Annotated in this window: 26 protein-coding genes; 9 read left to right on the top strand and 17 right to left on the bottom strand. The window is 44.5% G+C overall.

All coding sequences use genetic code 11. The features are described 5' to 3' along the window. Nucleotides 1–11: 11 nt before the first annotated feature. The 7 genes from HMPREF1536_RS16725 to HMPREF1536_RS16695 all read right to left on the bottom strand — a co-directional run bounded on the left by HMPREF1536_RS16725 (nucleotide 12) and on the right by HMPREF1536_RS16695 (nucleotide 7,942). Nucleotides 12–1,331, bottom strand: coding sequence for a fimbrillin family protein (locus HMPREF1536_RS16725; RefSeq protein ID WP_181988925.1), 1,320 nt, complete (start codon nucleotides 1,329–1,331; stop codon nucleotides 12–14). A 53-nt stretch (nucleotides 1,332–1,384) separates the two neighbouring features. Continuing rightward, on the bottom strand, nucleotides 1,385–2,353 hold the full coding sequence (locus HMPREF1536_RS16720) for a fimbrillin family protein (RefSeq protein ID WP_028727588.1): 969 nt from the start codon (nucleotides 2,351–2,353) through the stop codon (nucleotides 1,385–1,387). Nucleotides 2,354–2,365: 12 nt separating this feature from the next. After that, entirely contained in the window at nucleotides 2,366–3,319 is a 954-nt protein-coding gene (locus HMPREF1536_RS16715; protein WP_028727589.1) for a fimbrillin family protein, read from the bottom strand. Nucleotides 3,320–3,351: 32 nt separating this feature from the next. Further along, nucleotides 3,352–4,758 carry a DUF3575 domain-containing protein gene (locus tag HMPREF1536_RS16710; RefSeq protein WP_225607914.1) on the bottom strand — a complete coding sequence of 469 codons (1,407 nt, stop codon included), beginning with the start codon at nucleotides 4,756–4,758 and terminating at the stop codon, nucleotides 3,352–3,354. A 463-nt stretch (nucleotides 4,759–5,221) separates the two neighbouring features. Further along, entirely contained in the window at nucleotides 5,222–6,136 is a 915-nt protein-coding gene (locus HMPREF1536_RS16705) for a tyrosine-type recombinase/integrase (RefSeq protein ID WP_028727591.1), read from the bottom strand. Between the two features lie 642 nt (nucleotides 6,137–6,778). Next, nucleotides 6,779–7,186 (bottom strand): DoxX family membrane protein, encoded by a 408-nt coding sequence (locus HMPREF1536_RS16700; protein ID WP_044192086.1) that lies wholly within the window; start codon nucleotides 7,184–7,186, stop codon nucleotides 6,779–6,781. A 96-nt stretch (nucleotides 7,187–7,282) separates the two neighbouring features. Continuing rightward, nucleotides 7,283–7,942, bottom strand: a complete 660-nt coding sequence (locus HMPREF1536_RS16695; RefSeq protein WP_028727592.1) for a hypothetical protein — start codon at nucleotides 7,940–7,942, stop codon at nucleotides 7,283–7,285. Between the two features lie 193 nt (nucleotides 7,943–8,135). On the opposite strand from HMPREF1536_RS16695, the gene HMPREF1536_RS16690 reads away from it, so the two are divergent. Then, complete coding sequence (locus HMPREF1536_RS16690) at nucleotides 8,136–8,615, top strand: YdeI/OmpD-associated family protein (protein ID WP_028727593.1); 480 nt, start codon at nucleotides 8,136–8,138, stop codon at nucleotides 8,613–8,615. Nucleotides 8,616–8,637: 22 nt separating this feature from the next. Here HMPREF1536_RS16690 and HMPREF1536_RS16685 read toward each other — a convergent pair whose 3' ends face one another. Beyond that, nucleotides 8,638–11,019, bottom strand: coding sequence for an ABC transporter permease (locus HMPREF1536_RS16685; protein ID WP_028727594.1), 2,382 nt, complete (start codon nucleotides 11,017–11,019; stop codon nucleotides 8,638–8,640). A 12-nt stretch (nucleotides 11,020–11,031) separates the two neighbouring features. Continuing rightward, a complete protein-coding gene (locus HMPREF1536_RS16680; protein WP_028727595.1) occupies nucleotides 11,032–11,730 on the bottom strand; it encodes an ABC transporter ATP-binding protein in 699 nt (232 codons plus the stop codon). Between the two features lie 213 nt (nucleotides 11,731–11,943). Between HMPREF1536_RS16680 and HMPREF1536_RS16675 the strand changes: the two genes are divergently transcribed. After that, nucleotides 11,944–13,296, top strand: coding sequence for a sigma-54-dependent transcriptional regulator (locus HMPREF1536_RS16675; protein WP_028727596.1), 1,353 nt, complete (start codon nucleotides 11,944–11,946; stop codon nucleotides 13,294–13,296). Then, nucleotides 13,293–14,513 (top strand): sensor histidine kinase, encoded by a 1,221-nt coding sequence (locus HMPREF1536_RS16670; RefSeq protein ID WP_028727597.1) that lies wholly within the window; start codon nucleotides 13,293–13,295, stop codon nucleotides 14,511–14,513. The genes HMPREF1536_RS16675 and HMPREF1536_RS16670 overlap by 4 nt, the downstream gene beginning before the upstream one ends. 59 nt (nucleotides 14,514–14,572) lie before the next feature. Here the strand turns inward: HMPREF1536_RS16670 and rpmA are convergent, their stop codons facing one another. From rpmA to HMPREF1536_RS16640, 6 genes are all read right to left on the bottom strand, one after another. Next, nucleotides 14,573–14,839 carry a 50S ribosomal protein L27 gene (rpmA, locus tag HMPREF1536_RS16665; protein WP_028727598.1) on the bottom strand — a complete coding sequence of 89 codons (267 nt, stop codon included), beginning with the start codon at nucleotides 14,837–14,839 and terminating at the stop codon, nucleotides 14,573–14,575. 22 nt (nucleotides 14,840–14,861) lie between these two features. Continuing rightward, nucleotides 14,862–15,179, bottom strand: coding sequence for a 50S ribosomal protein L21 (rplU, locus tag HMPREF1536_RS16660; protein ID WP_007657805.1), 318 nt, complete (start codon nucleotides 15,177–15,179; stop codon nucleotides 14,862–14,864). A gap of 138 nt (nucleotides 15,180–15,317) precedes the next feature. After that, on the bottom strand, nucleotides 15,318–15,899 hold the full coding sequence (locus HMPREF1536_RS16655; protein WP_028727599.1) for a Maf-like protein: 582 nt from the start codon (nucleotides 15,897–15,899) through the stop codon (nucleotides 15,318–15,320). A gap of 16 nt (nucleotides 15,900–15,915) precedes the next feature. Then, the gene (locus tag HMPREF1536_RS16650) at nucleotides 15,916–16,437 is read right to left on the bottom strand and encodes a KdsC family phosphatase (protein WP_028727600.1); all 522 of its coding nucleotides are present in this window, start codon (nucleotides 16,435–16,437) and stop codon (nucleotides 15,916–15,918) included. Further along, nucleotides 16,430–17,197 carry a Rossmann-like and DUF2520 domain-containing protein gene (locus tag HMPREF1536_RS16645; RefSeq protein WP_028727601.1) on the bottom strand — a complete coding sequence of 256 codons (768 nt, stop codon included), beginning with the start codon at nucleotides 17,195–17,197 and terminating at the stop codon, nucleotides 16,430–16,432. Before HMPREF1536_RS16645 ends, HMPREF1536_RS16650 begins: the two co-directional genes overlap by 8 nt. Further along, on the bottom strand, nucleotides 17,194–17,748 hold the full coding sequence (locus HMPREF1536_RS16640; RefSeq protein ID WP_028727602.1) for a nitroreductase family protein: 555 nt from the start codon (nucleotides 17,746–17,748) through the stop codon (nucleotides 17,194–17,196). The genes HMPREF1536_RS16645 and HMPREF1536_RS16640 overlap by 4 nt, the downstream gene beginning before the upstream one ends. Nucleotides 17,749–17,891: 143 nt before the next feature. Between HMPREF1536_RS16640 and HMPREF1536_RS16635 the strand changes: the two genes are divergently transcribed. From HMPREF1536_RS16635 to HMPREF1536_RS16610, 6 genes are all read left to right on the top strand, one after another. Then, on the top strand, nucleotides 17,892–20,300 hold the full coding sequence (locus HMPREF1536_RS16635) for a TonB-dependent receptor (protein WP_028727603.1): 2,409 nt from the start codon (nucleotides 17,892–17,894) through the stop codon (nucleotides 20,298–20,300). A gap of 188 nt (nucleotides 20,301–20,488) precedes the next feature. Beyond that, nucleotides 20,489–20,896, top strand: coding sequence for a methylmalonyl-CoA epimerase (mce, locus tag HMPREF1536_RS16630; RefSeq protein ID WP_028727604.1), 408 nt, complete (start codon nucleotides 20,489–20,491; stop codon nucleotides 20,894–20,896). A 38-nt stretch (nucleotides 20,897–20,934) separates the two neighbouring features. Continuing rightward, entirely contained in the window at nucleotides 20,935–22,488 is a 1,554-nt protein-coding gene (locus HMPREF1536_RS16625) for an acyl-CoA carboxylase subunit beta (RefSeq protein WP_028727605.1), read from the top strand. 22 nt (nucleotides 22,489–22,510) lie between these two features. Continuing rightward, a complete protein-coding gene (locus tag HMPREF1536_RS16620) occupies nucleotides 22,511–23,395 on the top strand; it encodes a lamin tail domain-containing protein (protein WP_028727606.1) in 885 nt (294 codons plus the stop codon). Nucleotides 23,396–23,417: 22 nt separating this feature from the next. Then, nucleotides 23,418–23,849 (top strand): biotin/lipoyl-containing protein, encoded by a 432-nt coding sequence (locus HMPREF1536_RS16615; protein ID WP_028727607.1) that lies wholly within the window; start codon nucleotides 23,418–23,420, stop codon nucleotides 23,847–23,849. A 4-nt stretch (nucleotides 23,850–23,853) separates the two neighbouring features. Continuing rightward, the gene (locus HMPREF1536_RS16610) at nucleotides 23,854–25,014 is read left to right on the top strand and encodes a sodium ion-translocating decarboxylase subunit beta (protein ID WP_028727608.1); all 1,161 of its coding nucleotides are present in this window, start codon (nucleotides 23,854–23,856) and stop codon (nucleotides 25,012–25,014) included. Between the two features lie 75 nt (nucleotides 25,015–25,089). On the opposite strand, the gene HMPREF1536_RS27935 is transcribed toward HMPREF1536_RS16610, so the two are convergent. Then, complete coding sequence (locus tag HMPREF1536_RS27935; RefSeq protein ID WP_167331499.1) at nucleotides 25,090–25,230, bottom strand: hypothetical protein; 141 nt, start codon at nucleotides 25,228–25,230, stop codon at nucleotides 25,090–25,092. A gap of 78 nt (nucleotides 25,231–25,308) precedes the next feature. After that, nucleotides 25,309–25,878 carry a Crp/Fnr family transcriptional regulator gene (locus HMPREF1536_RS26690; protein WP_028727609.1) on the bottom strand — a complete coding sequence of 190 codons (570 nt, stop codon included), beginning with the start codon at nucleotides 25,876–25,878 and terminating at the stop codon, nucleotides 25,309–25,311. Between the last annotated feature and the right edge of the window lie 212 nt (nucleotides 25,879–26,090).

Below are 26,090 nucleotides of genomic sequence, written 5' to 3'. Positions count from 1 at the left end.
TTTGAGAATAATTAAAGAGGTATTTCAGGTTGCTCCTTGTCTTCCCACTGTTTTACACTTACATCCACAACCGTCAGCTTAGTACGACTGGCCGAGAAGGTATAGATATAATTCAAACCGGCTGCCCAGGTGTTACCCGGCAGAGTGATGGTATAGTCAACTGCAGGCTCAGCACCTTTCTGCAAAGTAATCACTACATCAATCTGATCATCTCCAAAACCGTCGATCGGATAGACAACAGCACTGACTGTTTTAGAAACGGTCTTACCGTTTGTTGAGGTTGGAGTGGTTCCCGTCGGGATAAAAGCATGTTCACCTTCGGCTTCGCCCTCCTTGAGCTGTCTCATCAGTATATAATCGGTTATCATACGAGCCATAGAGGTAGTGGTAGTCGTTTCTGTGATCGCTCCGTCTTTCAAGGCCATCTTACCGTCTCCGGTTTTGAACAGATTGGAGCTACCGGCATGATTCTTAATCTCGAACTTCGTGAATTTCACGTCACTGTCGCTTAGATTTCCGCCGTCGTAAACACGGAAGGAAACCATCGCCATCGCATGTTTCATATCCAGGTTAATTTCGTAACCGGGGTTGGTGGTACTGGTATTATCCCCGTGACCCGGAGCAACAAGCGGCTGGCCGTCGGCACGTCCGTTATTTACGTTACGCCCATTCGTTCCGGCAAAATAGAGATAATCATTTTCGGTAGATGAGGACAGATTAACCAAGTCGTCAACATTTACTGCAACCCATGCGTTTGCGCCATTCCACTTTTTCTTCGCATTGTTAGTCGAAGCATCGACCGTTTCTCCCGTGGCAGGAACGGTTACAGGGATTTTAAGGCTGGATTCATTGCTGATGCCTGCTAGGCCATTTGCCGCATCCGCTTTATACGGATAATAAGCATACACCTTTCCAATCTCTTTTGTCAGATAATACGGGACTTCTTTCGTTGCCTCATACGTGCCACCTCTCTCCGTGATTGAAATCCAATTGGCTCCCGCTTCATCCCCCATATACCATACATGATGTTTTGCGGTAGCATCGTCAGGAGTATACCAGCCGGTTACATCGCTGTTGGTTATCAGCACGCCTATACCAGACGCAGTGGCATAGTCGGTATAAGTAATAACCTCACCGTTTACCACCGATTTACTAACCGATCTGGCTCCGGCCTCCACCTTCAGATTTGCCGCAACACCTAATGCGACCGGATCGTCATCACCATCCGGCTCCGGATCTATTGCAGTCTCTGTTTCCGAACAGCCTATCGCTGCCAGGAGGGCTATCAGCATGCCCCACATAGTCACAGTCTTTTTCATTTTTGTTTTCATTTTGATTGATCTTTATTGTTATTACTTTTATCTTGACGCAATTTCTATGGATTCTAAATCGGCCATTCGCCGGCATCATGTTCTGTCCAGGCCTCTACACGGACAGAGGATATCCGTACCACACCGTTTCCGCTGAAAAAAAGCGAGACGACATGACGCCTGCCGGGTTGAAAGCCGCCTTCCACCGTGACGGATACAGGGGTTACAGTTTCCACTTCATTTCCCCGGCCGTCTTTTGTTGTCGTGATCTGCAAATGCAATGGATGTTCCGCCGTACCGTCGTCCACCGGAGAAACCGGAAGCAGGATATACCCCTGGGGGTCGGGAAGTTCCTCTCCTTCCGCAACCTGAGGAACCGTCAAATCGGCGACATCCTGCACGAGGAGATCCTGTATTTCGCCTTCGGAAGAAATATCCGCCAGCGACGGAGATTCGAGCCGGCAATCCAGCTCCTGCCGCGTATGTACCCCCACTACCTCCATCTTCGTGACCGCTCCCCACAACTCCGCCCGGTCGCCGTAACAGGCCCATGCGACCTGCGTCAGCAGATGGCGGAACGTACAGGTGTGTACCGGCTCATATATGCTGCCCGAAAGGCAGCCTGTAGCCATTATATCCGTCTTTCCGTCTACAGTAAACGTCGCCTTCCCTGTTTGCAGATCTAGCATACCGTCTCCTACCGGGTAATACCCATGTAAATGGATCATTCGCCCGTCCGGCGGATACCATTGGGGCTCGTCAAACACGATCAGCCGGGAACCGGCACCTCCCTCACGTACCGCTTTACAGACACTCCACGCACCATAACTGTCCGCAGATGCTGCTGTTTCATCCTGCCGGGCAAAGCCAACTTCCAATTCTCCTTCGTAGCCGGAGCCGATCACCCCGCGGGTGGACAGGCCGATCATCCCTTCCAATCGAACCGCCGGTTCAGGTTCAGGCAACTGCACAGGATTACCGTCCGAGCAGGCGGCAAGGGCCGACAACAGGAAAACGGAGGCTATTTGTATCAATTTATTCATCGCTGTTCGTTTTTACTGTGGAGTCACAACCACACTGCCCCTGTTACCCGACACCCATTCGGCGATGCCGGCTTCCGCCAGTATCTTACCGTCTTCCGTAAAAGTGAGTGTAACCAGGTGCGATTGTCCGGCTTTGACGCCATTGCTAATGTTATTTATAGCAAGAGCCTGCGTCCTTTCCCGCCCCTTATACGTCGCTGTTATTTCCAGGTCGATGGCCGCTGCCTCCGTTCCCATATTTGGAACCGGAAAAAGCATCAGGTAACCGATCAGCGGGTTTGTCGCGGTAGCGACTGAAACGGCTTCCGGACAGTTCTTTACTGTCAGTGTTTGATTCTGTAAACCGGTAGCTGTCAACTTAGCCCCATTCGTTTTATCCAGCGACAGGGTCAATGCGGTGTACGCATTCGTTACTTTTATAGAAGTAACCCCCGTCCACTGGGTGACGGCGCCTGCAGAGCCTATGCATTTGAATTGCAGCTGGGTAAGCAGGTGCTGAAAAGTAAGTGAGGTAAATTTCTGATCCAGTGAACCCGTCTGCACCTCCGTTGCCATAATGTCCTCTCCACCCGTTATCGTATAGTTTACGCTCACCGGATTTGAAGTAGTGCTTCCCAACGCCTTGCGGGGATAATAACCGATCAGGGCCGATTGGACGTTCCCCGACAGATAGTTTTGTTCCGGATTAAAGGTAATGGATGTCTTGCCCACACCGCCGGTGCGAACGGCTTCGATGGCCGGACTTTCCCAGTCGGAAGCTGTAGCCGAATGATCGATGCGGGCGAACGACACATCCAGGTTTTCGGCATAACCGGCATCGATCACCGTGCGGGTGGTTTGTCCGATACCGGCGGTGATACGGATCGCTTCCCCGCTGTCTGCCACCACCGGGGCTTCCAAGTTGGTACAACCGGCCAGAAAAGCGGCGGCCAACAGGCTTGCCTGTAAAATCTCAGTTGTTCTCATATTATACCAGTGTTACATTATTACTCTCTTTCTTATCTGATCTGAAAACGATACACCAGGCAGACTTTCAGGCCGGCCATAAAGCCCGTTGAGACAAAACGGGCCTCCAGATAATTCCTGTCGTCTATCTTATCGTAACGGTATTTCTTTCCGTCCGAAACCGAACGGTAGCCTGTCCTCACATTCACTTCGGCACAGAAGCCCCTGCCCAAAGGAACCAGGCAACCCACGGAAGCACCCATCGACCAGAAACGACCGGTACGGCCATAGACCACTTCTGTATCCGGATCAATCGCGCTGCCGCGCACATCAAAATCACCGTATTCACCGAACAGTCCGGTGGTAAGCCACGTAAACCTGCCGGAGCGCAACGGCCAAAGGCGGGGTTCGACTGATAATTCGGACACCGACCAGCGGTCGCGCGTTTTATTCTTGTAGGCAAAATTGGAATACATGCCCGATACCACCACCGACCAACGGCCGGCAAAATACCATTCCACCTCCAGGTTAGGCATAAACGAGCCGGAGTGTATCTTCGTTTCGCCTGCTCCCAAGAGGACGGAAGGTACTACCCCGAACCAGGGAAGCAGGTTGGTCTTGATCGACATATAGGCAGGTGACCCTGTGCGCTCGTTTTCTACCACCGGCATTTCCTTCATCGGCTTCTCTTCCGCTGTATTCTCTTCAGTAGCCGGCTTCTTTCTGACCAGCCGTACCGTTTCGCGCGTCGTCACGACTACCGACGACGGGATATTTCCTCCCAATGTATCCACAACCGAAGCCAGGCAGTAGTCTTCCAGCTCCGAAGGATCGAACAGCGGATCGTCGATACGATAGACCACACGGTCGTAACCTCCCGCCTCGCCCCGCCGGAACAGATCGACATAAGGGATGGCTCCATATTTGGTTAATGCTTCCCTGACGGCTTTCGGATAGCGGCTTTCGCTATACCGGATGGACGTATTGGCAAACCAGGGTAACGGTGATTCCACCAGATAGACATGTACCCGGTCGCGGTAACTGCCGCTACGGTCGATATAAAATGCCACGCATTCACCCCAGATATCCAACCGGGTTTTCAGATAGGCACGGATACGGTTCGCACGGAGCGACGCTTCGTTGACTACGGCATCTTCTCCCGCATCGTAAGCGTTTACATGCGAGATGATAAGCAGATGGCAACTACTGTTCAACAACCGGTTTCGGAAAGCAGAGAGCAACAGCCCCATCCGTTCCAACTGGTAGGCGTTATCGCCGTAATCAGCCAGGAACATATCGTTCATTTCCTTAAAAGAGAATAAAAAAGATTCCGCTTTCGTATAAGAGGTGGTCTGTGCATTTGCCACCGGAAAGAAAAGCACGGAAAGCAGGAACAGGCAAAGTGTCGTTCGCTTTACTTCCTTGATCCTTTCAGATATTTGCCGGTTCATCCTATACATACCCTATCTTCTCTTGATAATCAGTTTTTTCAATTTTTGCCTCCCTTATTTTATAAATAAGGGAAAGCCGTTAGAAAACACCTTCGAAGAAGAAGGATTTTAGCCTTAGAAATGGCAAAAAACACAGGATTGGAATCTTTTTAAGATACTTTTTCAGGGAAAATAAAGAACTTCAGTAATCAATTTTTTCTAACAGATATTAAAGAGATGGCATTCCCAGCCCCCTTTATGCCTACATCTCAAAAAATCAGGTTGTAAGACTATAAAGCAAGCTCGTGTGTAAATATACATTAAAACAATGTGCATTTTTTAATAAAATGCGGGAAAAGCCTTGTTTATTAGTAGGAATCTATCTATGTTTGCATAGTAGTCTACCTCATTTCATCATTCAGAGAGATTATAACGGTCTGTGTTTGAGATAGAAATACAGCCTTTTACCTTATTTATAAAATAAGGATATTCCCTACGCTCTCATCATAGCCTCCACTCCTTCCGTCACCACATGAATTGCTTCCGTCATCTTATCAAGATCAAAGGCGGACAGATAAATACAGGTTGTTTTTTCCGAGGTATGCCCCAGCGCCTGGCTGATGATGGCGATCGGCACTCCCCGGTGGTAGGCCTCCGAGGCCCAGGCATGACGGAACACATAGGTGGTAAGCACATCCAGCAGTTCCAAGTCGAGACAGATTTGTTTAAGGTACTGGTTTTCCATAGCCAGACAATGCTTATACTGTTCGTGGGTAGCATCCTCCGGCAAGACAGGAAAAAGATAATGCGTATCCGTACAGCTATACCGGTCTATCAGCAACCGCATCCCGGGATTCACCTCCATCCGGATCAGCACACCCGTTTTTTGCCGGTGATAGGCCAGTACCTTACCGCCATCTTCCAGATTAGCCTCCGTAAGATGCGCAATATCGACAAAAGGAATACCGCAAGCCAAAAACGAGAACAGGGCCATATCGACAGCGAGTTGTTTACGGGGCTCCTCTTTCAGATCGAGCAAAGCCAGTTTCTTGATCACTTCGGTCGATACAGCCCTTTTCACCGTCTCCTCCCGCTTCAAACGAATACCGGCAAACGGCGATTCCACCGGACGGCCTTTCCATCCCATGCAAGCACGGTTATACATGGCGCGCAGGTTACTGATATAACTGTTTACGCTATTTGTCCTGAGCCCTTTTTCCTTCAGCCATTTCAGAAAGGCATGTACCTTCTGTGGCGTAACATCCTTTAGTGAAAGTTCACCTCCGCCCATGAAAGATTCAAAATGGTTCCGTACAGTCCTGTACAGGTCTGCCGTACTTTCATCGCCTGCAGAGCGTTTCTCCTGTTCCTGCCAGCGCATTTGTTTACTAAAATCCTTATGTTTCATAACTTTTCCCCATTTTTAAGAAGGGTAAAGTTACAACAATTGCCGGGAGATAAAGGTTACCTGCTACAAATACAGAAAGATATCGATAACCCCTTTTTACTTTCATAAAGTCTTATATTTCGGATTGCAAATAACAGTCATTTTCCTTAAAAAGGATATTACAGAAAAATATATGACCATTTTCCCTCCTTTTTGTTTCCCTTCCCCAGATTCATCACAATGATTTTTAAAATCATCACAATAGTTTGCTACAGTCATTGTAATAACTCCGGACAGTTATTGCAATAAATCCCGGAGATCATCACGATCATTTTTTTAACATTGCGAAAAAAGAGGAATAAACACCCTCAAATACCCGATCCTTACAACCAAAAACCATCTGTACATGGCTGAAAGTCCCATCAGTGCATCCATTTTCAGAGTGACATATTGCAAGCTATTATAACTTATTTCCATCATTCTCTCTGAAATCATCACAATAACTTTTTTCTCACTTATCCAAAGTCAGCCCTCACCCGCTTTCCTTACTCTTTTCGTCACTTCTCAACTTCGTATATAGCGAAAAGAATCAACCCCTTATCTCTTTGCCTTCAAATAGAGCAAGGAAATAAGGGGTTGATTAACAATATGACAATTAACTATTTATTTGCTATTCTTATAGAGTAAAAATGAACATGCAGATGCCGTAAACACACTATAGTCCAATGGGGCTTTTATACTTGAAAAGAACATCATTGAGAAAGCAAACGTTAGTAATAGAATACCACTGAGAAGAGCTACTATACGTTTCTGGTAACCGATTATCAGTAACACCCCGAGAACAACTTCTGCAATAGTAACCGACCAAGCTAATAACGGTAAAACTTGTTTCGAAATCCACGGAACTAAAACTCCCGTATACGCAATAAAGTTTCCCATATTCCCCCACACTACATTTTCATTTCCCAATACAGGAGTCCACCATCCGAAACGATCAGCAACCGCTGACAAAAAACTCATAGCAATAGCTATGCGTGCAAACAAAACAAAATAATCTGTTTTTATATTCATATCAAACTACGCATTATGTAAACCGGGAGATAATCCATTTAATAATTTAACACAATGGATATATAGAATGTTTCGTATACTCCTTTCTTCTTCCACTTACTCCGTCTTTATCACCGGATTAGCCCCTTTCAAATTACTCAATGATAAATCTCTTATTACATTCAAAAGACGTTTAAAGCGCCCAATCTCAAAAGAGCTATAATACATATTTCGAAAAAAATGAAGAATAATTAGAATAGCTACCATAGAAAGAGTTAAAACAATTTTATATGGCCATGATAATTCATCTAAAGCACTATCATACAAAACTATAAGAATACCAAATACTGAGAATGTAATTGAATAAGATAAGATACTGCTCTTTTCTTTACAATCATCAATCAGCCTCTCATAAAATCTATCATTATCTGCTATATTTGATGACAAAAAATGTTCTTCCTTTAAATAATTAAGCAACTCTTTCTTTTTATAATCGTATAACAAATATTCAATACTATCCTCAACAACAAAAATCTTACCAAAATCCTTTATCCTAATTATACAAGAAAAATAAGCAACCAATAAGACTAAGATTAAGATAGATAACCATAGAGATTCCCAAAACACCAAAATCAGCGTTAAAATAAAGAATACTATGAGAGGCATTACCAATGCCCAAAAAGGACTTTCTCTAACAGTTATCCCCTTTCTCTTTTTCAACTCACTTAAAGACAGCGTTTTGGTGAAAAAATCACAAATAACTTTACTTTCACTCATAATACATCAGATTTAAATTAATACAGCCAAAATACATTAATTTATTTTATGACGATTCTTTTTATTAATATTTTTTCTCTAATGAACTAAATTTATCTCCATTCAACAGATACTAGCGTAGACCTTATAGCTACTGACATACAGTTGTCACCTTAATGGTATATATTTGCAATTTAAATAGTAATATTGCAGGATGAAAACAGAAAAGCCATTAGTAGATAAAGAGTATGTATTAGAAAAAACGGAAGGAAAAGGAGCTTGGACATTTGTCGAAATCCCGGAAATACCTATGCCTAAGACTCCTTTCGGGATGTTGAAAGTAAAAGGAAAGATAGATGATCATGAGTTTTCCAATGTACATCTGATGCCTATGGGAAACGGACATCTGGGTCTGGCTGTCAAGTCGGAAGTAAGGAAGAAAATTAAAAAACAAGCTCCTGATACAGTACACATTACGCTATACGAAGATAAAACACCATTGATAATTCCCGAAGAACTATTATTGTGCATGGAAAATGAGGATGGCCTCTTAGAGAAATTTGAAAAATATAAACATGGTCAAAAAAAAGCATTTATAGATTGGATTAATTCTGCAAAAACAGAACAAACCAAAGCCAACCGCATTGCCAAAACGATAACAATGATACAGAAGAATGAGATGATTTTGAAGTAAAAGTAAACGGGATTAATCCCGTTTACTCCGTTTTTATCGACTTCACCGGATTGGCCAGAGCCGCCTTTAGCGACTGTAAGCTGACTGTCAGCAGGGCAATCAGGGTAATCAGTAAGGCTACTCCTGCAAAAATATCCCAGCTAAGTGTTATCCGGTAAGCATAATCTTTCAGGTAATGATTGGCGGCATATAATGAGATAGGAATACCTATCACAAAAGAGATCAGTAAAAGTACCATATATGCTTTGCCCAATAAGAACAGTATATCGATTATCTTAGCTCCCAACACTTTGCGGACACCGATCTCTTTAGTCCTCTGTTCGGCAGAGAAAGCACTTAAGCCCAATAACCCTAAACAGGAAATAAAAATGGCCAAAGCAGCAAACAAGGCCGACAGTTTTTCCACCAGATGCTCTTCTTCAAACATGCGGTCGAAACGGTCTGTCATAAAGTTCGGTTCAAAAGCATGATAAGGCGTAAAAGAACGTAATACAGTCTGTATCCGGCCTATCGCTTCATACCTATTGATATCCGGTTTCAGGCGGATAAACAAAAAACTGGTTCTCTGGGGTGCATAGCTAAATAATACCGGGCCGGGTTGAATGGCATAAAGATCTTCGAATACAAAATCTTTCATAATGCCGACTATCTCCCATTTATTATCCGGTGACTGGCCGAGTTTTCCTCCCACACGACCTTCTTTCCCCATCCTTTTTGCCAGGGTTTCATTGATAAGAACGCCTCTGCTTCCTCTACTATTTTTCTTAGCCGGATCAATATCCGTTCCATCGATCAGCTTTATCCCGGCAGCATCAACCAGACCGTCCGAAACGAAATTGAAAAAAACAGATGTATCGTCATCCGGATCTTTCCCATTCCAATACCAGGGATTTGTTCCTAAATAAGCCTTTAAAAGCGGACTGCTTGAAAAACCGCAACTTTCAACCAAACCGGTATTTATCAGTTCATTCCGTACAGACGAAGAGGAATTACATAGTTCCGTCGTAACAGGGAAACTAACCAGGTTTTCTTTTTTCATTCCAATATCACGGTTTTGTGCCAATTGTATCTGAAGATAGATAACCAAAGTGGTACAAATCAAAATAAATGCCATCGTAAACTGAAAAACAACCAATCCCTGACGAATCCAGACAGCACTCCCCGTCTTGGTTACTTTCTGCATTTTCAATGTGGTCAACGGATTGAAAGAAGATAAAAACAATGCCGGATAACTACCGGCCAGGAAAGTACAGAACAAACCGATCGCCACCAACCCAAGCAAAATTGTCGGATTGAAAATACTGAAAGTTAATTGGGTTCCTATAAACTCGTTAAAGAAAGGCAGGCTCAACCAGATCAGCCCGATCGACAGCAGGAGAGCGATTCCAGTAATCATTCCCGATTCAACCAAAAATTGCCTGATCAGGTATTTCCGTTTAGTCCCGAATGTTTTTCTGACCCCGACCTCCAGTGCCCGTTTCTGCGAACGCGCTGTCGAAAGATTCATAAAATTGATACAGGCGATACACAGGATAAGTATACCGATAAGAAAGAAAAGGGAAACGGTTTTAATATATCCGCCACCGGTTTCCACACCATTGACAAACTGCCCGTACAATAGTTTTTTGTTGAGCGGATACAGGAATATGTGTAAAGAATTATAGTCTCCACCCTCTTTCCGGTAAGCCAACCCTTTCAACTTCTCATTCAATTGGTTCAGATCCACATCGGGTTGCAGTTCAACATATGTTTGTAGCCAGGAATAACCCCAGCCATTCAAATCGAAATTTTTACTCTGAGCCAACTCCTCGACGCGGAAAGGAATCAACCATTCAAACTGAAAGGAAGTATTACGCGGCATATCTTCAAACACCCCTGTCACCTGATATATGACTCCCTCATTGAGTAAGCCTTTTCCTATGGGATCTTCCTCTCCATATATCTTCCGGGCCATCGAACGGCTGAGAACGATGGCCTGCTGAGGTTCAAAGACCGAATGCATATCACCGCTTAAAAACTTCACACCGATCATATCGAAAAGAGTGGAATCGGCGTATGCTCCTTTTTCTTCGAAAGAACTGGTTGTATTTTCAGGTATAAAAATCAGTGTTTCATCATTATACCTTGCACAGCTTTTCACCTCGGGAAACTCGTCATCCAGTGTTTTCTTCAACGGATTATTCGTTTCAAAATAAGTTTCACATTCTCCCGAAGCGGAAAAATAGTGGAGTGCACCGACATATATATTCCGGGAATTGGGAATCGCCTTATTGAAATTCACTTTACTTTCCACCCAAAGAAAAATAAGTGTAGCCGATGTGATACCGATTGCCAGTCCGACAATGTTCAGCAGGCTGTATATTTTATTCCGGAAAATAATCCGGAGAGATTTACGTATATTCATGGGGGCAATATTTTAGTTTGTTGTGTAAGCCAATTCTTTCAGAAAATTTTCTGTCACAGGTTTCCCATCCAGCATGTGAACGATCCGGTGGCTGTAACGGGCATCATGTTCGCTATGAGTCACCATAACGATTGTGGTGCCTGCATCATTGAGGGCAGTTAGCAGATCCATGATCTCCAGACCATTGCGGCTGTCCAGGTTACCGGTCGGCTCATCTGCCAGAATAAGTTTCGGATCGTTCACAATAGCCCGGGCAATAGCTACACGTTGCTGCTGACCACCGGAAAGCTGGGATGGGAAATAATTACGGCGATGACTCAGTAAAACGCTTTTCAATGCCTTTTCCACTTTCATTTTCCGCAAGGACGCTTTCATTCCACCATTCTCTAGGGGCAATTCAATATTCTCAAATACAGTAAGCTCTTCGATCAGGTTGAAATTCTGGAAAACAAATCCTATATTCTCCCGTCGTAAATCGCAGCGTTTGTTTTCATTAAATCCGGTCACTTCGATACCATTAAGAAGATAAGAACCGGACGTCGGATCATCGAGCAATCCCAGAATATTCAGCAAAGTAGATTTGCCACATCCCGAAGGCCCCATAATTGCGACAAATTCATGTTCTTTTATATGGAGCGACATGTTATCCAGTGCGACCGTCTCTACCTCGTCCGTCTTGTAAACCTTCCTCAAATCATTTATTCGAATCATTGTTTTATGAATTATTTAGCATGTTACGTATAATCAGAAACAAGCAATGTGCCAACCATATAATTTATTAATTACCAAATAATTAACAAAAGCAACAATTCCAAATAGTGTCCATAAACGGACACCTTATGTCTGCTTACAGACAAAAAACAGGAACAACTTGGGCATTCACTTCATTCTTGATATATTTGCAATCTACTAACAAAAGTAATTATGAACTTACACCAGGCAAATATACTGATTGTTGATGATGATAAAGACGTTCTGACTGCCGTACGTTTCCTGCTGAAGATGGAAGTAAAAACGATACTGACAGATACGAACCCTGAAAATATCCATAAGCTGATCATGGGAAATGACATCGACATCGTTTTGCTGGATATGAACTTCAGAAGTTCCATCAATACAGGCAACGAAGGGCTGTTCTGGTTGAAAGAAATCAAGAAATGGAAACCTTCCCAATCTGTTATTATGATCACGGCCTATGCGGATATAGACCTGGCAATCAAAAGCCTGAAAGAAGGGGCGGCCGACTTTATCGTCAAACCCTGGCATAATGAGCATCTGCTGAATATCTTGTCGGAGACACTCCGGAAACAGGCGACCCCGGATAAAAAGGAGATAACAACCGAAAGGAAAACCGATATAAATATTGTAGGGGCTTCGGAAAGTATGCAACTCCTGTTCCACAAATTACAAAAGATTGCGCCTACCGACGCCAATATATTAATACTGGGAGAAAACGGAACAGGAAAAGACCTGGTTGCCCGCTATATCTACCAGTTATCCCTTCGGCGGGATCGTCCGTTTGTAAAAGTAGATGTCGGCTCCCTGACGGAAACCCTTTTCGAAAGCGAACTTTTCGGTCATAAAAAGGGGGCATTCACAGATGCGCGTGAAGACCGTACAGGACTGATTGAAGCAGCAGACAAGGGTACGCTTTTCCTGGATGAGATCGGCAACATCACTTTACAGCAACAGGCGAAGTTGTTGACTGTATTACAAAACCGCGAAGTGACCCGCCTGGGAGCCAATACGCCGACACCGGTAGATATCCGCCTACTGTCGGCAACCAACCTCCCATTACGAGAATTAGCCAATGAAACCCGTTTCCGTAAAGACCTGGTATACCGGATCAATACGGTAGAAATAACCGTGCCGCCTCTCCGTGAGCGAGGCGAGGATATTATCCTGCTGGCTGAACATTTCCTGACAATGTATGAGAAAAAGTACTTCAAGCAAAAGTTCCGTTTAGCCGATTCGGCCAAAAAGAAACTGATGTTATATCATTATCCCGGTAATGTTCGCGAACTGCAATATACGATGGAAAGAGGCGTGATCATGGCAGACTGTGAGGTGTTAAAAGCAGAAGACATTACCTTCTCCCCCCTGGAACAACAGGAAGAAAATATCCAACCGATACCGACACATAATCTGGACGAGCTGGAAAAGGTGGCTATCGAACAAGTCATTCAAAAACATAACGGAAACATATCGCAAGCGGCAAAAGAACTGGGACTAACCCGGGGAGCTTTATACCGACGGTTAGAAAAACATGGCCTATGATCATTCTCTTATCCATCCTGATTGCTATACTTCTTGTATATATAATATATGTACGAAGAAAGACGAAACAGGATATCGACGAGTTCGCCGAGTCAATTATAAACAAAGACTTCTCAAGAAAACATCCCCGGTACCAATCCATTACGGATGCTTTCCTAACCCTGGCCGGCGAGAAAGAAGCCCAGCAACATTACCTGAAGGAGATGCTGGAGCTGGTCGACACCGGTATTCTGGCTTATGATGTAGAGACGTACGATACGCTGTGGATGAACGACTCCTTTACGACGATGCTCAACATTCCCCATATCAAAAACATCAACTGGCTGAAAAAACAAAACGAGGCTCTTTTTAATGAATTGCTTAATATCCCGGTCAATAACAGCTCATTGCTAACCATCCATGCCCGGAAGCAAACCATCAAAACAATGACAAACGCTTCCGTCTTTCAAACCGGAGGAAAAACCTACAAACTGATTGCATTCCATAATGTAAGCGCAACGATGGAAGAAGTCGAATCGGGTGCCTGGAAAGGGTTGCTTAATGTGATGACTCACGAGATAATGAACTCGATCGTACCTGTCTCCTCTCTTTCGGATACGCTCAAAAGAAAAATACATACCTTAAAAGATAGTTCATCCGAACTGACTGAACCGGATCTGGAAGATATGGAACTGGCGTTAGATACAATCCATCGGCGAAGCGAAGGTCTGCTGCGTTTTGCCGAGACCTACCGCAACTTAAGCCAGAAAATAGTGCCCGACATGAAATCCTACAACCTCTACGACCTGCTGTGTTCCATCCATTCCCTGATGAATCCATCCCTGCAACAGAAAGGGATCGCTTTCACGCTGAAAACGGAAGATCCGGATGTAACCGCTTGCATGGACAGGGATCTGATCGAACAGGTAATAATCAACTTCGTAACCAATGCCACCTATGCCATAAGCAAAAAGGATACTCCGGAGATACATCTCTTCTCCGGCTGCGATGCCGAAGGACATCCCTACATCACCGTTGCCGACAACGGATGCGGTATATCCGACACGATACGCGACAAGATATTTATCCCATTCTTCAGCACCAAGAAAAACGGCAACGGCATCGGTTTGAGTATCTCCCGGGAAATCGTCAAATTACACAACGCCAAACTACACGTACAAAGCCAGGAAAAGGCAGGAAGTGCCTTTACTGTTTTATTCAGCCCTCAAAGCAAATAAAAAAAGCGGAACATCCTTTCGGACATTCCGCTTTCCTTATTCTTTCGAGTAAAGCTATATTATGCTTCTGCTACAACTTCCTGAATAGAAACAAAAGATCTGTTTTCTTTACCTCTGCGGAAAGTTACAATACCATCTTTCAAAGCATACAACGTATGATCTTTACCGATACCAACGTTTTCACCCGGATGATGAGCAGTACCTCTCTGGCGAACCAGAATGTTACCAGCTTTAGCAACTTCACCACCAAAAAGCTTAACACCTAATCTTTTACTTTGTGATTCACGGCCGTTCTTAGAACTACCAACACCTTTTTTATGTGCCATTTCTTTTTTTCTCCTTTAAACGTTAAGCAACAATTTCTTTAATACTCACTTCAGTGAACTGCTGACGGTGACCGTTCAGTTTACGATAACCTTTTCTTCTCTTCTTGTGGAAGATCAGCACTTTATCACCTTTTACCAGCGGAGACAGTACTTCGCATACTACCTTTGCGCCTTCTACTGTAGGAACACCTACTTTAACTTCTCCGTTGTTGTCAACCAACAACACTTTGTCAAACTCAACAACAGCACCGCTTTCTGCGTTCTGAATGTGATGAACGAACAACTTCTTTCCTTCTTCAGCTTTGAACTGCTGTCCGTTAATTTCTACGATTACGTACATCTGTCTTTTTATATTTAAACAGGTTATGTCCCGGGGGTGGATACATATTAGGTATCACTTGTTTACCCTCTGCAGAATTTCAGACCGCAAAATTACTGTTTCCGAATGTATTATGCAAGAATAACCCGTATTTTTTGATCAAAATTTCTTCAATTCCTGATATAATCGCTGTACCGGCAAACCCATCACATTATAAAATGATCCGTTGATGGCTTCTACACCGATATAACCGATCCATTCCTGTATCCCGTAACTACCGGCTTTATCGAAAGGACGGTATTTATCTACATAATAGATGATGTCTTCTTCTTCCAGACGGCCAAAACAAACTGCCGAGGCTACGGAAAAAGAAACAGTCTTATCCTTGGTTGTCAGACAAACACCGGTTATTACCTCATGCACATGGTCGGACAGGTAACGAAGCATTTCAATAGCCTCCTCCCGGTTGGCCGGCTTACCCAGAATGCGGTCGTAAGTGGCAACGATCGTATCGGCTGTGATAAGCAGTTCGTTGTCGGACATTTTGTCAAGATAGGCTTCGGCTTTTTTGCGTGCTATATATAAAGGTATAGCTTCAGAGGTCAGAGTATCAGGATACGATTCGTCAATACCGGGGATTGTCTCCACTTCAAACTGAAGGTCGAGTCCGGCAAGCAATTCTTTTCGGCGGGGAGAGTTAGAGCCCAGCACGATTCGATATTTTTCTAAATTGTTCAGCATATTGTTTTTCCTATTATTACCACCCGAAGGCGTCATCGCTCATCCAGTGGCCTTGTGCTTTCATTGTTTGTTCGATTACATCACGGGCAACCCCCTCGCCACCTTTGCGTAAAGAGATATATTTTGCTATCTGCTTGATTTCCGGAGCTGCATCGGCAGGAGCTACAGGCAAACCGACTTGTTGCATGACTTCATAATCGGGGATGTCATCACCGGCATACATGACCTCTTGCGGTGTCAATCCGGTTTTTTGCAAAAAATCGTTGAAGTCGTGTATCTTCACGGCACTACGCATATAAATATGTTCGATACCCAAGCGGGAAAAGCGGATCTGCACGGCTTCCGTATACCCTCCGGTTATAATTCCGACATGATAGCCTTTCTTTACAGCCAACTGCAGGGCATACCCGTCTTTGATGTTGACCGTACGCATCGGATCACCGTTGGGATGAAGCGAAACGACATCGCACGACAGTACACCGTCAACATCAAACACAAATGCTTTTATTCTCGTAAGGTCATAATTGATACTACTCATTTTGGGCCTCCTTATGTATGCTCCGGCTTAAAAGCTGGTAGATCTCTTTCATATCAGGATCGTCCAGCATAGCCAGATGTTTGTTTATTACATTTTCATCGTAACGGATAGCCGGCCCGGTTTGAGCGGCAGCCGGCGGCATGGCATGAATCTTTGCCGTCGTCTCATCGATCAGCGGTAAGAGGACATCGGCAGGGATCTCTTCCTGTTCGAGCAACTTATAGGACAGGGCATAGATATGATTGGTAAAGTTGCAGGCAAAGACAGCGGCCAGATGCAGGCTACGCCGCTTTTCAGACGACATAAAACGAACATTTTCCGATAATGCACTGGCTATCTTTTTCAGATAGTCGGCATCCTTCTTTGTGTTAGCTTCCAAGAAAATAGGAATCACGTCGAAACTGACCTCCCTTCCTTTACTGAATGTCTGCAAAGGATAAAGCACGCCATAACGTGCGGCATACCCCTCAAAAACATCCATCGGCATGCTTCCGGCAGTATGTATCCACAGACCGTTGTTCGGTTTCACCTGTGCGATCACATCCGCCAGAACCGTGTCTTTCAAAGAAAAGACATACATATCCGCATCGGCCTGCAAAGCAGACAAGTCCGTTGTCCAGGGACACCCCAGTTTAACAGCCAGTTGCCTGGCATTCTCAGAGGTATGACTGTACACCTGCCCTATCTGCATGCCTACCCGCTGCATGGCAAGCGACAGACGCGTTGCCAGATTTCCGGCTCCTATAAATACTATTTTCATGCTTCGTTAGTTTCTTCCGGCATCTTAAAAGTGCCCAGATGAATTTTCTCCCATTGCAAATGCGTTTCGTCAAACGGCTTACGTTCCTGGTCTTTATACCCGAAGCCTATGATCGAAAGCACTTCGAGCTGGTAAGGTATATTCAGCAGGTTGCGTACATATACATTGGCATCCGTATCATCTTCCGTCTGCCGGTTACGTATCTGGCACCAACAACTACCCAACCCCAGGTCTTCCGCCTGAAGTTGCATATAAATAGAAGCGATCGAGGCGTCTTCCACCCACACATCACTTTCCATTACATTCGCCATTACCACGACAGCCAGGGCGCAACCTTCAAGAAAAGACGAACCGGCGGGTTTACAGCCAGCCAGTTTCTTCAGCATTTCCTGATCTTCCACTACAACGAACTGCCAGGGATTCTTACGTTTAGAGGCCGGAGCCATCAATGCGGCTTTTAAGATCATCTCCACCTGTTCGGGCGAAAGCAACTGGTCGGTAAACTTACGTGTACTTCTTCTATTCTTGATAAGAGTTGCAAAGCTATCCATTTTTATCTTATTTTTGTAGCTGTTTATTAAATCATTCTTTTTGAAGGGAACATTTCCCCATAGGGCAAAGATAAAGATTTTTTACATGCTTAATATACGCTTCCTTTATTTTTCGCGTTAGTAAAGCTATAACATTATTAATTATGAAGATTCGTGCGATAGCTGCACTGCTATTTATATTAGTTTCTATCAGTGCTTTTGGACAAAAGCATGTTAAAATCACAGGATATGTTCGCGATGCCGACGGTAGCCCGCTCGAACTGGTTCTTGTTCAGATAAAAAACACTTTGAACGGAGCCATGACGAACGAGAAGGGGTATTATTCGCTGACAACTTCTCCCGGGGATTCCGTTTCCGTTATTTTTTCCTGCCTGGGATATAACAAGGCGGAACGTATCTTACCCAGTGTACAACAAGATATGCGACTGAACGTACAGATGAACTACACCAGTATCGACCTAGGGGAAGTGGTTGCCACGGCTATCCGTAAACAGACATCGACACTCGAAACACTCGATGCCAATCGTGTGAAACTCCTGCCCGACCCGGCCGGGGGTAGTATCGAAAGTCTGGTGGTGACTTTTGCCGGTGTTTCTTCCAGCAATGAGCTAAGTTCGCAATATTCGGTACGTGGCGGTAGTTACGACGAAAATATCGTTTATGTAAACGGGCTGGAAGTATTCCGTCCCCTGCTGATCCGTTCCGGGCAACAGGAAGGACTGAGTTTTATCAACCCCGACCTGACCGAATCTGTCAATTTTGCCGCCGGAGGATTTGAAGCCCGTTACGGGGATAAGATGAGTTCGGTACTCGATATTAAATATAAGAAACCAACTATGTTTGAAGGTTCGGTTTCCGCCAGTTTACTGGGGGCAAGCGCCTATGTAGGCAGTTCGATCGGTAAATTCACACAGGTTACGGGTGTTCGCTACAAGACAGGCCGTTCGTTGCTGAAAACAATGGACACGGACGCAGAGTATCAACCGGACTTCGTCGATCTTCAGTCGTATATGACTTACCAACTGGCTCCCAAATGGGAAGTTAATTTCCTGGGGAACCTGGCATTAAACTCGTTCAAATTCACCCCGCATAAACGTGAGACAACATTCGGTACGGTAGAACATGCCCAAAGATTCGAAGTAGCTTTTCCCAACAGCCGTGAACGCGATAAGTTCCAAACGATATTCGGAGCGCTGACTTTGAAGCACAATCCGAATGAGAACACGGAGCTGGGTCTGCAGGCATCCGCATTCTCCAGTAAAGAAATTGAAACGTACGATATAACAGGAGAATACTGGCTGGGAGAAGCGGCTGCCGAAAAAGACGAAGGTAATCTTGAAGTAGCCCGCTATCACGAACATGCCCGCAACCGTTTGAACTCAACCATTATGAATGTAGGCCATTACGGTAGCAGCCGTATCAAAAACAATACGATCAAATGGGGAGCAACCGTTCAGATGGAAAAGATCAACGACCGTATCAGCGAATGGGAAAAACGCGACTCGGCCGGCTACTCGCTTCCGCAGACAGGAACAGGGGTCAATGTGATCTCCAACCTCTACTCAAACAATGACCTGTCAAGCACACGGTTATCCGCTTATGTGCAGGATGCTTTCAAGTTCCGTACAAAACAGGGGATGTTCACTCTGATTGGCGGTCTTCGCGGGGCTTACTGGACTTACAACAAGGAATTTATCGTCAGCCCGCGTGTTTCTCTCGGCTTTATTCCGAACTTCGACCAGAACCTCACGTTCCGCGCGGCGACAGGTATCTACTATCAGTCGCCATTCTACAAAGAATTGCGAACGACCGTACAGGACGAAGCCGGCAACGATGTGATCGAACTGAATAAAAATATCAAATCGCAACGTTCCATCCACTTCATCGTAGGAGGTGACTATACGTTCCGTGCCGCAGACCGTAACTTCAAAGTAAGTGCCGACCTGTATTATAAGAAACTGGACAACCTGATCCCTTATACCGTCGACAACGTTAAGATCCGTTATTACGGAGAGAACTGCGCCAAAGGGCATGCAATGGGTATCGACGTCAAGTTCTTCGGTGAATTCGTCCCCGGAACCGACTCATGGATCAGCTTCTCACTGATGAAAGCCGAGCAGACGATCCGCGACATGGTAACCGTCCCCATGCCTAACAGCCAGGGATATAATGTATCACTTTTCTTCCAGGATTATTTTCCGGGATACAAACGGGTCAAACTGAACCTGAAAGGTGTTCTTTCAGGCGGACTACCCTTTATTGCTCCACGAACGAAATACGAAGACGTAAAAAGCACTTTCCGTACCCCTGCTTACAAACGTGTCGACCTGGGATTCTCCTACCAACTGGCCGGAGAGTCGGATGCCATCATGGACAGGGGCTTTTTCCGCCATCTGAAGAACATTTGGGTAGGGATCGACGTATTTAACTTATTCGATATAAAAAATGTTAGTTCCTATTATTGGATCACCAACATCGACAATCAGCAGTTTGCCGTACCGAATTACCTGACAGGCCGTCAACTCAATGCCCGTCTGATAGTTGATTTCTAAGAATATACTATTCATATAGCGTAAAAGAGCCAATAAAAGATTCCCCCTTTCATTGGCTCTTTTAATTATTGGCAAAATGACACATTATTACCTCTAATAATTAGTGAAAATTTTCTTGATTCTTCAAAAAAGAATGTACCTTTGCCTGCAAAACAAAAAGCATTATCAATTATTAAATTATTATTGACATGGAAATTACACATATTGAGCATCTGGGCATTGCAGTGAAAAGCATCGAAGCTTGTCTGCCGTATTACGAAGAAATTTTAGGTATGAAATGCTACAACATCGAAGAAGTTGCAGACCAAAAAGTAAAAACAGCATTCTTCAAAGTTGGCCAGACAAAAATCGAATTACTGGAACCGACCAGCGAAGACAGTACTATCGCTAAGTTTATCGAAAAGAAAGGCGAAGGCATTCACCACATTGCATTTGCCGTACCTGATGTACAGGCAGCATTGGATGAAGCTGAAGCAAAAGGCGTTAAACTGATCGACAAAGCTCCCCGCGGTGGTGCAGAAGGCTTAAACATTGCATTCCTTCACCCGAAATCAACTTGCAGCGTACTGACAGAGCTTTGCATGCCGGGTAAATAAGATAATAACTTCATTTCTAACAACAAATCAGAAATACAATGAGTAACCAACTTGAAAAAGTAAAAGAGCTTATCGCTCTTCGCGAACAAGCCCGTCTCGGTGGTGGAGAAAAAAGAATCGAGTCTCAACACAAAAAAGGCAAGTACACAGCACGCGAACGTATCGCCATGCTGCTTGACGAAGGTAGTTTCGAGGAGTTTGATATGTTCGTTCAACACCGTTGTACCAACTTCGGTATCGAAAAAACAAAATTCCTGGGTGATGGCGTTGTAACAGGTTATGGTACGATCGACGGCCGCCTGGTTTACGTCTACGCACAAGATTTCACAGTATTCGGCGGTGCTTTGTCAGAGTCATTAGCTATGAAGATCTGTAAAGTAATGGATCAGGCCATGAAAATGGGTGCCCCTGTCATCGGTCTGAATGATTCAGGTGGAGCACGTATCCAGGAAGGTGTTAACGCATTGGCCGGTTATGCTGAAATTTTCCAGCGTAATATCCTGGCTTCAGGCGTTGTGCCGCAGATCTCCGGTATCTTTGGCCCATGTGCCGGTGGTGCCGTTTATTCTCCTGCTTTGACAGACTTCAACATCATGACACGCGGAACAAGCTATATGTTCCTGACAGGTCCGAAAGTAGTAAAAACAGTTACCGGAGAAGATGTAACTCAGGAAGAACTGGGTGGAGCAAGCGTGCACACCACCAAATCGGGTGTGGCTCACTTCGCTGTCGACACAGAAGAAGACGGTCTGCAGTTGATCCGTAAATTAATCAGCTTCCTGCCGCAGAACAACCTGGAAGAAACTCCGCTGATCGAATGTAAAGATCCGATCGATCGCCTGGACGACGTATTAAATGATATTATCCCTGATAACACCAACCAGTCATACGACATGTATGAAGTGATCGGTACAATCATCGACAACGGTGAATTCCTCGAAGTACACGCTGATTATGCTAAAAATATCATCGTAGGTTTCGCCCGCTTCAACGGTCAGACAGTTGGTATCGTAGCCAACCAGCCGAAAGTGATGGCAGGATGTCTGGACAGCAACGCTTCTCGCAAGGCTGGCCGCTTCGTTCGTTTCTGCGATGCATTCAACATTCCTTTGGTAACATTGGTAGACGTTCCGGGATTCCTGCCGGGAACAGGCCAGGAATATAACGGCGTTATCCTTCACGGAGCCAAATTGCTTTACGCTTACGGCGAAGCAACTGTGCCTAAAATCACAGTTACCCTGCGTAAATCTTACGGTGGTGCTTACTGCGTGATGAGTTCTAAACACCTGCGTGGTGATATGAACTACGCATGGCCAACCGCTGAAATCGCCGTAATGGGCCCAAGCGGTGCTGTAGAAGTTATCTTCGCAAAAGAAGTTGCCGCATCCGAAGATCCTGCAAAAGCAACAGCAGAAAAAGAAGCAGAATACAAGAAAGCATTTGCAAATCCTTACAATGCTGCTCAATACGGTTATATCGACGATGTGATCGAACCGCGTAATACTCGCTTCCGTATCATTCGTGCTTTACAACAATTGCAGACTAAGAAGTTAAGCAATCCTGCTAAGAAACATGACAATCTGCCTCTATAATTCTTAAAACAGGAAAATGAATATGATTAAAAAAAGATTTGGAGTATTGCTGCTGTTCGTTTTGCTCGTTTCATTCGGGGCACAGGCGCAGCGTGCAGCCTCCATGCGAATAAATGAAGTGCTGGTCATCAACGACGATAATTTCGTTGACGACTATGGCAAACGCCACCCCTGGATAGAATTATTCAATACTTCTGCCGGAACGGTTAATATCGCAGGATGTTTTTTGACAGATGACAAAAACAATCCGAAAAAATATCCGATTCCAAAGGGTGATGTACTTACTCAAATACCACCCCGTCAGCATACATTATTCTGGGCTGACGGAGAACCGAGCCGTGGTACTTTCCATGTCAACTTCACATTAGATCCGTCCAAAGAGAATTATATCGGTCTATACGATGCTGACGGTAAAACACTGATCGATGAAATTACTATTCCGGCTGCACAAAAAAGTGACATTAGCTACGGTAGAATAATCGACGGAGGAGAAGAATGGGGTATACTTCCAAAAGTTACTCCCAGCACAAACAACCTGACGTTAGACTCTAACGAAAAGATTGAAAACTTCAAAACGAACGATTCTCTGGGTATTGGTATGACCATTACAGCTATGGCTGTTGTGTTCCTCGGATTACTCCTACTCTTCCTTATCTTTAAACAGGTAGGTAAAGCAGCTATCGCAGCTAGCAAACGTAACGCTCAGAAAGCCGGTGCTCCGGTTTCAGCCAGCGCTCCGGACGAAGTATCAGGAGAAGTTTTTGCAGCAATATCCGCTGCTTTGTATGAAATGAGCGACGACAACCACGATGTTGAGAACACCGTACTTACTATCCGTAAAGTTGCCCGTACTTATTCCCCGTGGAGCTCAAAGATTTATAGCTTACGTGATGTACCCAGAAAGTAATTATCTCTAAAAACAAACAAGAATGAAAAGTTTTAAATATACCATCAACGGTAACGTATATAAAGTACACATCAATTCAGTGGTTGACGATATCGCTGAAGTAGAAGTAAACGGTACTCCCTATCAGGTAAAGATGGAAAAACCGGCAAAAAAACAAATGGTAACTCTGAAACGTCCGGCACAGGCTCCAACTACCCCCAGTGGCGAATCAGTTATTACCCGCCCGGCTGCATCTACCACACAGGGTGCCATCAAATCTCCGCTTCCCGGCGTGATCCTGCAATTGAAATGTAATGTAGGCGATACTGTCAAAAGAGGACAGGTTCTACTTATTCTCGAGGCTATGAAGATGGAAAACAACATCAACGCAGACCGCGACGGAAAGATTATTGAAATTAAAGTACATAAAGGGGATTCTGTACTGGAAGGTGCCGATCTCGTTGTAATCGGATAAGAGTATGCAAGAGAGTTTTATGTCATTCCTGGGTGACAACCTACAGTTGTTCCTCACCTACACAGGAGTATATAATGCAACTCCGGGGCATCTCGTTATGCTACTGGTTGGTTTGCTCTTTATATTCCTTGCGATAAAATACGAGTTTGAACCCATGCTTCTGATCCCTATCGGATTCGGTATCCTGATCGGTAATATTCCTTTCAAAGATGCAGGACTTCAGGTAGGTATTTACGAACAGGGATCTGTACTAAACATCCTCTATCAGGGTGTAACCTCCGGATGGTATCCACCATTGATCTTCCTCGGTATCGGGGCCATGACCGATTTCTCAGCTTTGATATCCAATCCAAAGCTGATGTTGATCGGTGCTGCTGCCCAGTTCGGTATCTTCGGAGCTTATATTATTGCTCTTCAGATGGGATTCGAACCGAACCAGGCCGGTGCTATCGGTATTATCGGTGGTGCTGACGGTCCTACGGCTATCTTCCTATCTTCAAAACTGGCTCCGAACCTGATGGGTGCTATTGCGGTGTCGGCCTACTCATATATGGCGTTGGTACCAATTATCCAGCCACCATTTATGAGACTGCTTACTACGCAGAAGGAACGTTTGATCCGCATGAAACCGCCGAGAGCTGTATCTTCTACCGAGAAGATTATTTTCCCGATTATCGGTCTGTTGCTGACTTGTTTCCTGGTACCTTCCGGTCTGCCTTTGCTGGGTATGCTGTTCTTCGGAAACCTGTTGAAAGAAAGTGGTGTAACACGTCGTCTGGCTGAAACAGCCCGCGGCCCGCTGATCGATACGATCACGATCCTGTTGGGTATCACTGTCGGTGCTTCTACGCAGGCTACTCAATTCTTAACACTAAACTCGGTTAAGATCTTCGGTTTGGGTGCATTATCTTTCGTGATCGCAACCTGTGCCGGTATCCTGTTCGTTAAATTCTTCAACCTGTTCCTCAAAGAAGGTAACAAGATCAACCCGCTTATCGGTAATGCCGGTGTATCTGCCGTACCCGACTCGGCACGTATCTCTCAGGTAGTAGGTTTGGAATATGACCCAAGCAACTATCTGTTGATGCACGCTATGGGTCCGAACGTAGCAGGTGTGATCGGTTCTGCCGTTGCAGCCGGTATCTTGTTAGGATTCCTCGGATAATCAATCAGATTATATACTCAAAAAGGGACTGTATCAACAACGATACAGTCCCTTTTTATTTACTCGTACTTTCTATTAAACATTCTGTTCGATCATCATCGGATCTGTTTCAGGATTAGTGACTTCTTCCAGCGTCGTTCCCACAAACAACCATACCATCAGTAGGATAATAGCAATAATTACACCGATGACCAACCATAGATTTTTCTTTTTCATACCTTATCTGCAATTTCTGTTTATATTGTATTGGGTTAAAACAGCACAAGATGTTATTTAGTTTAAAAAGAAAAGTATCTATCTTTTATTAAGCTGGCTTTGCAGCTTGGCATAATGTTCTGCCGTCATCTGTAAATAAGAGGCAATCAGGTATTGGGGAACTCTTTTGAGAAGCATCTGAATCTCATGGTTTTCTATATAATACCGGATGCGCTCAGCCGGAGACAGACTCCTCATCCTAAAATACTTCTCCTCATACTCTATGGCATGTTTTTCCAGAATGGCATAGATTAGACAGGCAAAATCGTCAAAACTCTTCCACAAATATTCAAAATTCCTCCGGCTAACACAAAGAACTGTTGTCTTTTCACTTGCCCTCACACAAAGGAAAGACTTCTTATGCCCCAGAAAACCATGAAACGAGGTACAGAAATCGCCCTCTTTAAAGAAACGGACAACATGCTCTCTCCCATCCTTTTCAAAATAACATATACAAAAGCCTTCCGATATAAAATATAAATTATTACACGCTGACCCGGCAGAGATCAACAATTCCTTTTTAGAAAATTCTTTTTGTTCGCAGCAGGTTAACAAAGCCTCACAAAGCTCGTCAGATACCGGATAATATTGTTTCAAATATTCATACATAAGCCTGACTGTTTGGTATCCATCAGTTCCCGGAGTGGATGTATCAAAAAAAAGAAGGCGCAGGAACTGTAATCTACACTCATTCTGGAGGCTCTAGACTGCCCACGATGATAAGTATAAACAACAGCCCACGCCCTTTATCTTGATCATACAAAACAATGTATGTAATTAACAAGAAAAGAAACGTGAGCGTTTGCTGCCTACTATCCTTA

The organism is Parabacteroides gordonii MS-1 = DSM 23371 (assembly GCF_000969825.1).
Classification (GTDB): Bacteria; Bacteroidota; Bacteroidia; order Bacteroidales; family Tannerellaceae; genus Parabacteroides; species Parabacteroides gordonii.
The sequence above is the reverse complement of the archived record's forward strand: the minus strand, read 5'-3'. Positions and strand labels throughout refer to the sequence as shown.